This window comes from Mumia sp. (genome assembly GCF_028803055.1).
Taxonomy (GTDB): domain Bacteria; phylum Actinomycetota; class Actinomycetes; order Propionibacteriales; family Nocardioidaceae; genus Mumia.
The window spans coordinates 1-12,553 of the sequence record NZ_JARBCJ010000096.1 but is presented as its reverse complement, the minus strand read 5'-3'; the positions used below and the strand labels follow the sequence as shown (position 1 = coordinate 12,553).

The 12,553-nt window shown below is 72.1% G+C and carries 13 protein-coding genes; 6 read left to right on the top strand and 7 right to left on the bottom strand.

What is annotated here, in order from left to right; genetic code table 11:
- Positions 1-742: glutamine-hydrolyzing GMP synthase (gene guaA / locus PV363_RS10645; RefSeq protein ID WP_301022308.1), on the top strand; the 742-nt coding region annotated here is incomplete at its 5' end.
- A gap of 3 nt (positions 743-745) precedes the next feature.
- Positions 746-1,270 (top strand): DinB family protein, encoded by a 525-nt coding sequence (locus tag PV363_RS10640; RefSeq protein WP_301022307.1) that lies wholly within the window; start codon positions 746-748, stop codon positions 1,268-1,270.
- Here the strand turns inward: PV363_RS10640 and PV363_RS10635 are convergent.
- The 4 genes from PV363_RS10635 to nhaA all read right to left on the bottom strand — a co-directional run bounded on the left by PV363_RS10635 (position 1,260) and on the right by nhaA (position 5,424).
- Positions 1,260-2,486 (bottom strand): DUF6596 domain-containing protein, encoded by a 1,227-nt coding sequence (locus PV363_RS10635; protein WP_220345298.1) that lies wholly within the window; start codon positions 2,484-2,486, stop codon positions 1,260-1,262. The genes PV363_RS10640 and PV363_RS10635 overlap by 11 nt on opposite strands.
- A gap of 27 nt (positions 2,487-2,513) precedes the next feature.
- Positions 2,514-2,867 carry a YciI family protein gene (locus tag PV363_RS10630; RefSeq protein ID WP_220341995.1) on the bottom strand — a complete coding sequence of 118 codons (354 nt, stop codon included), beginning with the start codon at positions 2,865-2,867 and terminating at the stop codon, positions 2,514-2,516.
- Positions 2,868-2,948: 81 nt separating this feature from the next.
- The gene (locus tag PV363_RS10625; protein WP_301022306.1) at positions 2,949-4,052 is read right to left on the bottom strand and encodes a GNAT family N-acetyltransferase; all 1,104 of its coding nucleotides are present in this window, start codon (positions 4,050-4,052) and stop codon (positions 2,949-2,951) included.
- 70 nt (positions 4,053-4,122) lie between these two features.
- Entirely contained in the window at positions 4,123-5,424 is a 1,302-nt protein-coding gene (gene nhaA / locus PV363_RS10620; protein WP_220341993.1) for a Na+/H+ antiporter NhaA, read from the bottom strand.
- A gap of 169 nt (positions 5,425-5,593) precedes the next feature.
- On the opposite strand from nhaA, the gene PV363_RS10615 reads away from it, so the two are divergent.
- From PV363_RS10615 to PV363_RS10605, 3 genes are all read left to right on the top strand, one after another.
- On the top strand, positions 5,594-7,321 hold the full coding sequence (locus PV363_RS10615; protein WP_220341992.1) for an ABC transporter ATP-binding protein: 1,728 nt from the start codon (positions 5,594-5,596) through the stop codon (positions 7,319-7,321).
- Complete coding sequence (locus PV363_RS10610) at positions 7,314-9,059, top strand: ABC transporter ATP-binding protein (protein ID WP_301022305.1); 1,746 nt, start codon at positions 7,314-7,316, stop codon at positions 9,057-9,059. Before PV363_RS10615 ends, PV363_RS10610 begins: the two co-directional genes overlap by 8 nt.
- A 104-nt stretch (positions 9,060-9,163) precedes the next feature.
- Entirely contained in the window at positions 9,164-9,604 is a 441-nt protein-coding gene (locus PV363_RS10605) for an Lrp/AsnC family transcriptional regulator (protein WP_220341990.1), read from the top strand.
- A 52-nt stretch (positions 9,605-9,656) separates the two neighbouring features.
- On the opposite strand, the gene PV363_RS10600 is transcribed toward PV363_RS10605, so the two are convergent.
- From PV363_RS10600 to PV363_RS10590, 3 genes are read right to left on the bottom strand one after another with little or no spacing between them, the layout of a single operon-like run.
- Positions 9,657-9,851 (bottom strand): PspC domain-containing protein, encoded by a 195-nt coding sequence (locus tag PV363_RS10600; protein ID WP_220341989.1) that lies wholly within the window; start codon positions 9,849-9,851, stop codon positions 9,657-9,659.
- Positions 9,848-10,216 carry a hypothetical protein gene (locus tag PV363_RS10595; protein WP_220341988.1) on the bottom strand — a complete coding sequence of 123 codons (369 nt, stop codon included), beginning with the start codon at positions 10,214-10,216 and terminating at the stop codon, positions 9,848-9,850. Before PV363_RS10595 ends, PV363_RS10600 begins: the two co-directional genes overlap by 4 nt.
- The gene (locus PV363_RS10590; RefSeq protein WP_301022304.1) at positions 10,213-11,520 is read right to left on the bottom strand and encodes a PspC domain-containing protein; all 1,308 of its coding nucleotides are present in this window, start codon (positions 11,518-11,520) and stop codon (positions 10,213-10,215) included. The genes PV363_RS10595 and PV363_RS10590 overlap by 4 nt, the downstream gene beginning before the upstream one ends.
- 142 nt (positions 11,521-11,662) lie before the next feature.
- On the opposite strand from PV363_RS10590, the gene PV363_RS10585 reads away from it, so the two are divergent.
- Positions 11,663-12,553, top strand: an 891-nt coding sequence (locus PV363_RS10585) for an ATP-binding protein (protein ID WP_301022303.1), incomplete at its 3' end; no start/stop codon positions are given.

Sequence of the window (12,553 nt, the reverse complement as noted above, 5' to 3'; positions counted from 1 at the left end):
CAACCTCAAGGTCGTGGACGCCCGCGAGCAGTTCCTCGGCCACCTCACGGGCGTCACCGACCCCGAGGAGAAGCGCAAGATCATCGGCCGCGAGTTCATCCGGACCTTCGAGGCCGCCGAGCGCGAGATCCTCGAGACCCCTGGCACGCCGGTCAGGTTCCTCGTGCAGGGCACGCTCTATCCGGACGTGGTCGAGTCCGGCGGGGGCGAGGGCGCCGCCAACATCAAGAGTCACCACAACGTCGGTGGCCTCCCCGAGGACCTCGAGTTCAGCCTGATCGAGCCGCTGCGCACGCTGTTCAAGGACGAGGTCCGGCAGGTCGGCGAGCAGCTCGGTCTGCCGCCGGCGATGGTCTGGCGCCACCCGTTCCCGGGGCCAGGGCTCGCGATCCGGATCGTGGGCGCCGTCGACGAGGAGCGTCTCGAGATCGTGCGCGAGGCCGATGCCATCGCCCGGGAGGAGCTCACCGCCGCCGGTCTCGACCGCGACGTGTGGCAGTTCCCGGTGGTGCTGCTGGCCGACGTCCGCTCGGTCGGGGTCCAGGGCGACGGACGGACGTACGGACACCCGGTCGTGCTGCGTCCCGTGAGCAGCGAGGACGCGATGACGGCCGACTGGAGTCGTCTCCCGTACGAGCTCCTCGAGCGCATCTCCACCCGGATCACCAACGAGGTCCGCGAGGTCAACCGGGTGGTCGTCGACATCACCAGCAAGCCGCCCGGCACGATCGAGTGGGAGTGAGCCGTGGCCATCGTCCCCGACACGAAGGACTGGACCTGGACGGCGCGGAAGGTGTGCCCGGAGTGCGGGTTCGATCCAGCCGCGATCAGCGACGGCGAGGTCGGCGCGCACGTGCGTGCGCTCGCCGCACGATGGCCGGCGGTGCTCGAGCGCCCCGACGTGCGCGACCGGCCGGACGCGAGCACCTGGTCGCCGTTGGAGTACGCCTGCCACGTCCGTGACGTCTTCGCGCTGTACCGCCACCGCCTCGGCCTGATGCTCGACGAGGACGGCCCGACCTATCCGAACTGGGACCAGGACGCGACCGCGGACGCCGAAAGGTACTCCGAGCAGGACCCCGGCGCCGTGTCCGAGCAGCTCGCCCGCGAGGCGGCGCTCGTGGCTGCGGCCTTCGACGCGGTCCCTGCGGACCAGTGGACGCGTACGGGTCGTCGGAGCGACGGGGCGTCGTTCACGATCACGACCTTCTCACGCTACTTCCTCCACGACGCCGCGCACCACCTCCACGACGTCGGCGTCAGGGTCTGAGCGCGTCCAGGCGTGACGTGAGCAACCGACGCTGGCCATCGTCGCCGGCGACCGCGATTGCACGGCGGTAGGCGTCGGCCGCCTCCTCGCGTCGCCCGACGTCGGCGAGCAGTCGCGCCTGCACGGCGGGGAGGTAGGCGTACTCGCGCAGGCTCGGGTCGCCGATGACAGGCTCGAGCGCCGTGAGCGCGGCCTCGGGACCCTCGACGTACGACACCGCGACCGCGCGGTTGAGGCGGACGACCGGGGTCGGCCACTCCTCGACCAGCCGGTCGTACAGCCGCAGCAGGGCGGGCCAGTCGGTCGTGTCGACGCTGGCCGCGTCGGCGTGCACGCCGGCGATGGCCGCCTGGAGCGCGTACCGCCCTGCACGGCCGTCGCGAGCCAGTGCCCGCTCGATCGCTCGGGTGGTCGCCTCCCGGCCACCCGCCATCAGCCGCACGTCCCACGATCCGCGGTCCTGACCGTCCAGGAGGACCACGTCGGCCTCGCGACGGGCCCACGTGCGCGCCTGCGTGAACAGCACCAGGCCCAGCAACCCCAGGACCTCCGGCTCGTCGGGGAAGATCTCGCCGAGGCTCGTCGCGAGCGAGCGTGACGCCACCTCGAGCGCGTCGGTCTGCGGGTCGCGCGGTCGTTCGTGCGCCGCGGTGGCCACCAGGTGGACGACCTCGAGCACGGCGCCGAGCCGCTCGGGAAGGTCGTTCGCGGCCGGGACGGCGTACCGGATCCCGGCCGCGGTGATCTTGCGCTTCGCTCGCGTGATCCGAGCCGCCGCGGTCGACGGACGGATCAGGAGGAGGGAGGCCGCGGTCGGTGTGGGGATCCCGCAGACCACCCGCAGCGTCAGCAGCACCCGGTCGGCCTCGGACAGCGACGGGTGGCAGCACGTGAAGACGAGACGGAGGAGCTCGTCGTTCCAGCGGGCGGCCGCGGCGTCGGCGTGGCGCGACTCCTCTCGCAGCGCGAGGTCGGGCATCCGCTGCCGCAGCGATCCCGTCCGGCGGTGCAGGTCGAGCGCGTGGTTGCGTGCGGTCCGGACGAGCCACCCGACCGGGCTCGACGGGACGCGCACCCAGGTCTGCAGCGCCCGCTCGAACGCGTGCTGTGCGCAGTCCTCGGCGGTGTCGATGTCGCCGGCGGTGCGGACCGTGGCCGCCACCACGCGGCCCCAGTGCTCCCGGTGCAGCGCGGCGACGGCCTCGTCGACCGTCACGGGTGTCGTCTCAGGCGACGTGGGCCGTCACTCCCCGCCGAGATCGAGGATCGGCCGCACCTCGACGACCGCGCTGGGGCACTGCTTCGCGAGCGCGAGCGCGGTGTCGAGCCCGTCGCACTCGATCAGGTAGTAGCCGCCGAACGCCTCCTTCGACTCGACGAACGGTCCGTCGGTGACGACCGGCTCGGGCCCGTTGCGCACGGTCGTCGCGGTCGTCGTCGGCTGCAGCGCCTCGCCCCCGTGGTCGACACCACCGGCGGCCGCGACCGCCTTGGAGAATCGGTCGTGGGCAGCCATCTCGCGTTCCCACTCCTCGGGGGACGCCTCGGCCCACGTGGCCTCGTCGTCGAACAGGATGAAGAGGTAGCGCTCGCTCATCGGTCTCTCCTTCGGTCGGCCCCGCGGGTCGGGGCCCTCACCCGGACAACGAACAGGATCCCCCGAGATCGACAACCAGCGCTAGGAGTCCGTCAGCCGGAGCTGCCACTGCGCGCTCACGCTGGCCGGGCGGTAGCCGAGCGCGACGTTGACCGCCAGCATGTGCGTGTTCTCCTCGGCGTTCCACGTGTGGATGCGCCGCGCCTGCGGGCGTACGGACGCCAGCGTCTCCAGCAGACGGCACTTGACCAGCATCCCGAGGCGGTGTCCGCGGTGCTCCGGCAGCACAAGCGTGTCGTCCTGGATCACCGACTCGGGTCGTGAGTCGGTGAACTCGACGACGGTGTAGGCGGCGAGCTCCCCCGTCGGGACGTGCTCGGCCGCGACGACGAGCGCCAGGTCCCCGGTCGCCTGCCGTCGTGCCGTCGCCTCGCGGAGCCGTGCGACGTCCCAGGGATCCTCCACCTGCTCCATCCCGCCGGACGGTGTGGCCGTCGACATGCGCGTCAGGAGCCGGGCGTACTGGACCTCCCACGCCTCGGGGATCTCGTCGACCCACGTGTGGAGGCGGTAGGCGTCGCCGGCGGCCGCGGCCGACGTCCGGGACAGACCGGCCAGGTGCTCGTGGCCGACCGGCAACGGGAGCGTGGACTGTCGCTCCACCTGCTCGAGCGTGAACCCGTACCGGACGGCGAAGCGGGTCGCGGGATCGTCGGCGGGGACGCTGCCCACGCCTGTCGTCGCCGCCAGCGTCTCGTTGCCGGCGTCGATGACCCGTCCGTACGACGTCTCGGCCTTGACCACCGTGCGTCCCGTCTCCCGGACCCTCTCTGCGAGGACGGCGGCGAGCGCCGTCCCGATCCCGCGCCGACGCCATGCGGGGTCGACCCCGAGGTCGAGGTGCACGACGTCGGTCTCGCCGACCTGGGGCAGCCGGACCGACGCGTGGCCGACCACGGACTCCGGCGTACGGAGGTCGTCGCAGACGGCCACGATCCGGTGCTGTGGGCGGTACGTGCGGTCGGCCAGGATCGACGCCATCTGGGCGAAGCCCGGCGTCAGGTCGTGGTGGCCGTGGAGTGCGTCGTCGCTCGCCACCCGCACACGCTCGACCCCCAGCAGCGCCCAGGCCTCGGGGGAGGTGGCGGAGGAAGGCAGGGGGACGGGATGGATCGCGGGCAGCATCTGGCGAGTGTGTCCCCGGTCGGAGGGGCGGTCAATCGCTTAACGACCGCGCGTCCTCGGGCGACGGCGACTACGCCTCGTCGTCGCGCTGGTAGACGTCGGGCACGCCGTCACGGTCGTCGTCACACGCCTCGTCCTCACTGATCCGACGGTAGCGGCGGTTGCGCAGCCGCAGCACGACCGTGGCGAGCAGCGCGGCGAGGACAGAGCCCTCGAGCACCCCGATCTTCACGTACTCGTCGTACGTCGAGGCGAGACCGTACGCGAGGTCACCGATCAGGAGGGAGACGGTGAACCCGATCCCTCCGAGCATCCCGACGCCGACGACGTCGATCCACCCGAGCGACGGGTCGAGGCGTGCGTGCGTGAACCTCGCCATCAGCCAGGTGGCCCCGACGATGCCGAGCGTCTTGCCGACCACCAGACCGAGGACGATTCCGTACGTGATCGTGCTGCGGTTGGCGTCGAGGAGCCCGCTGACTCCGCCGACGTCGACACCGGCGGCGAAGAACGCGAAGATCGGCACGGCGATGCCTGCCGAGATCGGTCGCCAGACGTGCTCGAAGTGCTCGGCGAGCCCTGGGCCGGCCTCCGGGCCGCCCGCTGCCTTTCTGCGCGCCACCGGCACGGTGAATCCGAGGATGACGCCCGCGACCGTGGCGTGCACCCCTGAGGCGTGGACGAGGCCCCACGCGAGCAGCGCGAGGGGGATGAGGATCCAGCCCGAGCGCACCCGTCGCTGCACCAGCACCGCGAAGATCCCGATCGGCACGAGGGCGGCGGCGAACCACCCCACCGCGAGCTGGTCGGTGTAGAAGAACGCGATGATGACGATCGCCAGCAGGTCGTCGACGATGGCGAGGGTGAGCAGGAAGGTCCGCAGCGCCGTCGGCAGGAAGGACCCCAGGACGGCCAGGACGGCCAGGGCGAACGCGATGTCCGTCGCCGTGGGGATCGCCCAGCCGCGCAGCGCCGTGCCCCCCGTGCTGAGGTTGACGGCCACGAAGATCAGTGCCGGCACGACCATGCCACCGACGGCAGCGAGGATCGGGATCGCCGCTCGACGCGGGTCGCGCAGGTCGCCGGCGACGAGCTCGCGCTTGAGCTCGAGCCCGGCGACGAAGAAGAAGATGGCCAGCAAGCCGTCGGCCGCCCACGTGCCGAGGCTCAGGTCCAGGTGCAGCGACTCGGGGCCGATCCGGGTGTCACGCAGCGTCGTGTAGGCGTCGCCGAGTCCGCTGTTGGCGAGCACGATCGCGACCGCGGCGGCGCCGATCAGGAGGAAGCCGCCGACGGTCTCCTGCCGTAGCAGCGCGGCGATGCGCGAGGCCTCAGGCCATGAGCCGCGACCGAGGACGGTGTTCTGGGACAACGGTGCTCCTTCTGGGGTGGTCGAGACGACGCCGACCAGACTTCCCGGCACACCGACACACACTTTACCGGCGACTCGTTGCTTCGCTGAGGAGACCAGGATCACATACCGTCCGGACGGTCGATATTCGATCGCGGCGCCTCCGACACGGTGCTTAGGCTTGACCGTTGTGAAGAGCCTCCCGCTGGACGACCCAGGCACACCGGACCTCCGTTCGGCGGCCCGCTACATGGCGTGGATCCTGCGTGTCCAGGGCTGGACGCTCGTCGGCGCGGTCACGTTCGGGATCACCTGGATGGTCGCCCAGGCGTCGGTGCCCGCCGTCATCGGCGCGGCGATCGACGCGGTGGTGGAGCACGGGTTCGGGCGGGGTCTGGTGCTCTGGTCAGCGCTCCTGCTGCTCGTGGGTGCGATCGGGGCGGCCGCCGGGATCATCCGTCACCGGCTCTCGGTCCAGATGTGGCTGGATGCGGCCTACCGCAACGTCCAGCTGGTCAGCGGGCACTCCGGCCGGCTCGGTTCGGAGCTGAACCGCCGGGTCGCTCACGGCGAGGTCGTCTCCGTGGGTGCGACCGACCTCGCGAACCTCGGCAACTACGTGGACGTCGCGGGTCGCTTCGCCGGCGCGATCGTCGCTTATCTCGTCGTCGCGGTGATCCTGCTCCGCTCATCGACCACGTTGGGCCTCGTGGTGCTGATCGGTGTCCCGGTCCTCATGCTCGCCACCGGCCCGCTGCTGCGCCGTCTGAACCGACGCAACCAGCACGCCCGTGCTCTCCAGGGGGAGCTCAACACGCTCGCCAGCGACATCGTCGCCGGCCTGCGGGTGCTTCGCGGGATCGGCGGGGAGGCGATGTTCGACCGCCGCTACCGCGCCGCGTCGCAGGACGTCCGCAGAGCCGGCGTCCAGGTGGCGCGGGTGCAGTCGGTGCTCGACGCGCTCCAGGTCCTGCTCCCCGGGGCGTTCGTGGTGCTCGTCGTCTGGCTCGGCGCGCGCTACGCCGCGTCCGGGGAGATCAGTACGGGCGACCTCGTGGCGTTCTACGGCTACGCGACGTTCCTGCTGCTGCCGCTGCGCACCTTCACCGAGGCCGCCAACAAGATCATCCGCGGCCACGTCTCGGCGCGGCACGTCATCCGCATCCTCCGCATCGTCCCGAGCGTCTCCGACCCCGCTGACCCGGTCAGCCCGCCCGACGGCGACCTTGTCGACGCTTCGACCTCGTTCGTGGCGAGCAAGGGCCTCTTGACCGCCGTCGTCAGCGACGACCCGCGAGACGCCGTGGCGCTGGCGGACCGGCTCGGAGGCTACGTCCAGCCGGGACGCGACGACGTCGACGCCGTCACCTACGGCGACGTGCCGCTGGGTGCGGTCGGTCGGGACGAGCTCCGGCGCCGGGTCGTCGTCAGCGACACCGCGTCCGCCCTCTTCAGCGGGCGCCTCCGAGACGCCCTGGACGCCGGCCGTGCGACCTCGGACGAAGAGGTCGCGCACGCCCTGACGACCGCCTCGGCCGACGACGTCCTGGAGGCGCTGGACGACGGGCTCGACGGTGAGCTGGCCGAGCGCGGGCGGTCCCTGTCCGGCGGTCAGCGCCAGCGCATCGTGCTCGCACGAGCACTGCTGACCGACGCCGACGTGCTCGTCCTCGTGGAGCCCACCTCGGCGGTGGACTCGCACACCGAGGCGCGGATCGCCCAGCGGCTGAGACGCCACCGCGCCGGACGGACCACGGTCGTCGTCACGAGCAGCCCGCTCGTCCTCGACGTCGCCGACGAGGTCGTGTTCCTCACCGGAGGGCGCGTCGTCGCGAGGGGCGAGCACCACCACCTGATGTCCACCGACCGTGCCTACCGCCAGGTCGTGACCCGAGAGGAGGCCGAGGACGTTGCATGATGCCCTGCCCATCGCCGGCAGCCGAGTCTTCCGCTCCTACCTGCGCCGGATCGGGCGCGACCACCGCCGCGACCTCGTCGTGATCGTCGTGCTGCACGGTGCGGCAGCCGGCGCCGGCCTCGTGGTGCCGTGGTTGATCGGCGACCTCGTCGAGGCCGCGACCGACAAGGGCGGCTACGGCACCATCGACCGGATCGCGATCTTCGTCGCGGTGTGCCTGCTGGCGCAGACCGTGCTCACCCGGTGGGCGCGACTGCGCTCGGCCGTCTTCGGCGAGACCGTCCTGGCCCGGCTGCGCGAGGACTTCGTCGACGAGGCGCTCGGCCTGCCGATCGGTGTCGTCGAGAGCGCTGGGACGGGCGACCTCCTCACCCGGACGTCGCGTGACGTCGACACGCTCGGATGGTCCGTGCGCTTCGCGGTGCCGGAGACCGTCGTCGCTCTCGTGACGGCGGCGTGCACGATCGTCGCAGCGCTGCTCGTCGGCGGCTGGGTCGCCGTCCCGCTCGTGCTGGGCGTGCCCGTCATCTGGGTGGCCTCCCGGTGGTACCTCGCGCGTGCGCGCGCCGGCTACATCCGCGAGCACGCCTCGTACTCGCGGATCAACACCACGCTCGCCGAGACCGTCGAGGGTGCTCGCACCGTCGAGGCCCTCGGGCTGGGCGCGCAGCGCAGCGAACGCATCGACGCCGACATCGCGGAGTCGTACGCGGCCGAGTCCTACACCCGCAACCTCCGCTCGGTGTTCTACCCCGCGGTCGAGATCGGCTATCTGGTGCCCGTCGTCGCGACCCTGCTCGTCGGGGGATGGCTGATGGCGCAGGGGTCGATCACGCTGGCCCAGATGACGGCGGCGGTCCTGTACGTCCGGTTCCTCATCGACCCGGTCGACCGCATCATCAGCTGGATGGACACCCTCCAGGTGGGTGCGACGTCGCTCGCGCGCCTGCTGGGCGTGGCGGAGGTCCCGGACGACCGGGTGCCGACCGGTCGCACCCCTGCAGGCGAGGAGATCGAGCTCGACGACGTCCGGTTCTCCTACATCGAGGGCCGAGAGGTGCTCCACGGGGTGGACCTCGAGCTGGCGGCGGGCGAGCGGCTCGCCGTCGTGGGCCCGTCGGGCGCGGGGAAGTCGACGATCGGCCGCCTGATCGCGGGCATCCAGGGTCCGACGAGCGGCGCGGTCACGGTCGGCGGGGTGGGGGTCACCGAGCTCGAGCTCGACGACCTCCGGCGCCGGGTGGCGCTGCTGACGCAGGAGCACCACGTCTTTGTCGGCACCGTGCGTGACAACCTCCAGCTTGCCCTGGAGGACGGGGGTACTGCCGCCGACGACCGGCTGTGGGCAGCGTTGGACGCCGTCGGTGCGCGCGACTGGGTCGCGCAGCTGCCGCACGGCCTCGACACGATGGTCGGATCCGGTGGGCACCGGCTCACCGACGCCCAGGCGCAGCACCTGGCGCTGGCGCGCGTCGTCCTGACCGATCCCCACACGCTCGTGCTCGACGAGGCCACGTCGCTGATCGACCCGCGCGCTGCCCGCGCCCTCGAGCGCTCGTTGAGCGCGGTGCTCGAGGGACGCACCGTAGTCGCCATCGCGCACCGCCTCTACACCGCGCACGATGCCGACCGCGTCGCCGTCGTCGAGGACGGCGCGATCACCGAGCTCGGCAGCCACGACGAGCTGGTAGCCCGCGAAGGGTCGTATGCGGCCCTGTGGAAGTCCTGGCAGAGCTAGCGACCACGTGGGGTGCCTGTCAGGGCGGGTAGGGGCCGTGACTGCGCCGCGGGCTCTAGGCTGGGCGGCACGAGGGCGCGCGCGACACCGAGGAGGCCCGACCGATGGACGCTGTCGACCGGGAGATCATCGGGCACCTGATGCGCGACGGGCGGGCGACCTACGCCGAGATCGGGTCAGGTGTCGGGCTGTCGGCGCCCGCGGTCAAGCGTCGGGTCGACCTGATGCGGGCCCGCGGCCAGATCACCGGGTTCACCGCCCTCACCGACCCGGCGGCGCTGGGCTGGACCACCGAGGCGTACGTCGAGATCTACTACGACGGCAACGTCTCCGTGGCCGAGCTCAAGCGCAACCTCGCGGCCATCCCGCAGATCGTCGGCGCGTGGACGGTGGCCGGCCACGCCGACGCGATCGTGCACGTGATGGCGACGAGCATGACCGAGATCGAGCAGGTCGTGGAGCGGATGCGGGAGCACGCGCGGGTCGAGCGGACACGCAGCGCGATCGTGATGTCGCGGCTGTTCGAGCGCCCGCGCTCGCGGTGAGGGCCCGCCACCGTCCTCCCGACCCGCGCGCCCCTCAGGGGGTGGTGGTGGCTCAGGCGTCGGCGGGCATGAGGAGCCAGGCGACGAGGTAGACGAGGATCATGGATCCCAGTCCGAGCAGCGTCAGGACGACGAACCCCAGCCGGACGACGGTCGGGTCGACGCCCAGATAGCGGGCCAGTCCTCCGCACACTCCTCCGATCCACTTGTCGTGGGTCGTGCGGGCGAGCTGCTTGGAACGGTTCATCGGGGGTCCTCTCGGTCGTCGGAGGACCGCGTGAGGTCCTCCAAGGTGAGTGTGTCGGCAGGGACGGTGTCGGTGTTCTCGGCCGGGTCGTCGTCGTCCGGCTGCTCGGCAGCGCCCGGCGTGGGGTCCAGAGTCGTCGGTGGCGCCACCGCGGTGCGCTGCTCGCGCTGCCGCCGACCCGCCTGGCGCGCGGCGATCAGCGTCGCGACGAGCCCGACCGTGCCGAGGGCGACAAGGAGCAGGGGGGCCGCCACCGCGAGGGTGGCCGGCTCCCAACCGGCGTACCACATGCCCCACAGGGCGCCCGCGACGAGCACGAACGCGAGCGCGACGAGGGTGACGGCGTCCAACGGATGACGCTTCATGAGCGGATCACCTCCACGTCACCGAGGGAGACGTCGATGCTGAGGATGAGGTCGGGGAGCGAGGTGTCGTCGCGCACGTCCAGCGACGTCTGCACGCCGCCGCGCTGGTAGCCGAGGGCTGTGATCGAGCCGGCGCCGACGGAGGCGTCGAGGTCGATGTCGAGGGTGGCGGGGACGTACACCCTGACGCCACCCAGACCGACCTCCAGCTCGAGCCGGCGCCCGTCCAGGGCCGCGGGGTCGGAGACCTGCCGCAGGTCCACCACGACCTCGCCCGTCCCGACCGCGTAGCCGGACCTCAGGTCCGCCGCGCTGGTCGGCACGGTCTCGATCCGGCCGGCGTCCAGGCGTGGGATGACGGTGGAGACAGCGAGGACCATGACGGCGAGGATGGCCGGCAGGATCAACGGACGAGCGTTGCCGAACACCGTGCCGATCAGCATGCCCAGCGCGAGTGTGCCCGTCGCCGCCGCGGCGTAGACCGACGGCGCGAGGTCGCCCTGGGTGGCGACGAGCGTGACACCGGTGACGATGAGCATCGCCGAGAGGGTGATGACGGTCAGCGTCCCGCGGTCGTGCCGCGGGTTCGGCCGCTTGGGCGGCTTCACCGGGGCGGGTTGAGGAGCGGAACCCCACGCTGGTCCGGGTGGTCCTGGCGGCACAGGAGGCACGGCGGCGTACGACGGGGCTCCGGTCGGCGCGAAGGGCGTCGGGGTCACCGGCGCCGGAGCGGTCGGCGCCCACGGCGGAGGAGCGTACGAGGGCGCCGGCGGAGGCGGCACGTTCGGCGGCGGCGTGACCGAGGAGGTGCCGGAGTCCCGCCGCTCCTGGTACTCGCGGTAGCCGACCCACGCGATGACGACCAGCGCCGCGACCCACAGCGGGCCGATCTGCCATCCCCAGCCCCAGGTCCACGTGACCGCGATCAGCCCCGCGGCCCCGAGACCGACGAGACGGATCTGGGGCTCGCTGTCGCCCAGTCCCAACCATCGCTTGAGATAGCTCTCGCCCGTCCGCTCGTCCGGAATCAGGATCCATGAGGCGACGTAGGCGATGACACCACCGAACCCCACGAGGGTGAAGACCGCGAACAGGATGCGCGGGATGACCGGGTCGATCCCGAGCGTCCGCCCGATGCCCGCGCACACCCCGGCCACCATGCGTCCGCTCTCGGTCCGCCGGATGTCGGTCAGCGAACCGGTGGTCGGTGGTCGGGCCGCGCCCTCGGGCGCGGTGCTCGAGCCGGTCCCGAGGCTCGCCGGTGGTGTCACCGGGTCCTCGGGGCGTGAGGTCGTGTCGTCCATGGCTCCATCCTGCTCGGCTGCTGTCACTTGGAGTATGGGTGAGACCCCTGGTCCGCACCCGGTCCGCGCCACACCGCCCCAGGGTCGCTCAGGGGTCGATCCGGCTGGTCCGAGACCAGCCCCGCGTGTGACGATCGACAGCGTGACCATCAGTGCGACACCGGTGAGACGGCTCTCTCGATCCGCGAGCCCCCGCGTTCTCGGCGGGGTGGCGCAGGGACTCGCCGACCACCTCGGCGTCCCTGTCCTGTGGGTGCGGCTCGCGTTCGTCGTGGGCACGCTGTTCCAGCTCGCCGGCGTCCTGGCGTACGTCGCCTTCTGGGTCTTCGTCCCGCTGGGGAGCGCCGATGGCTCGCCCGGGCTGGCCAGTGCGACCCGCCGCGGGCTGCGGCTCGACGAGGACGAGGCGACACCGCCGTCGAACAGGATGACCCTGCAGACCACCGCGCTCGTCGTGCTCGGGGTCGGCGTGGCATGGTTCGTCCTGGGCAGCGACAGGGTCTCGAGCCTCGTCTTCCCCGCTGTCCTGGCGATCGCCGGCTTCGCGCTCATCTGGCGCCAGGCCGACGACCGGTTGCTGCGCCGCTGGGTCAGGGTGACGTCAGGATGGGCCGCCGTGCTGAGGATGGCGGCCGGCGCCCTGCTGGTGCTCATCGCCTACGGCGTGTTCGTCGCGCAGCTCGGGGGCGGTCTGGGGTCGGCCGCCCAGCTGCTCGCGGCGCTGGTCGTCGCCGTCGCCGGCGCCGGCCTGCTGCTCGGGCCGTGGATCGTACGCCTGGTCAGTGATCTCGCCGCCGAGCGGCGCGAGCGCGTGCGGTCGCAGGAGCGGGCCGACGTGGCGGCCCACCTCCACGACTCCGTCCTGCAGACCCTGGCGCTGCTGCAGAAGAACGCGAACGACCCGGCGCAGGTCGCGACGCTCGCCCGGCGTCAGGAGCGGGAGCTGCGCGACTGGTTGTACGGCGAGCCGGCCGACGACGATGGCTCCACGCTACGGACCGGCCTGGTCGCCGACGCCGCCGAGATCGAGACG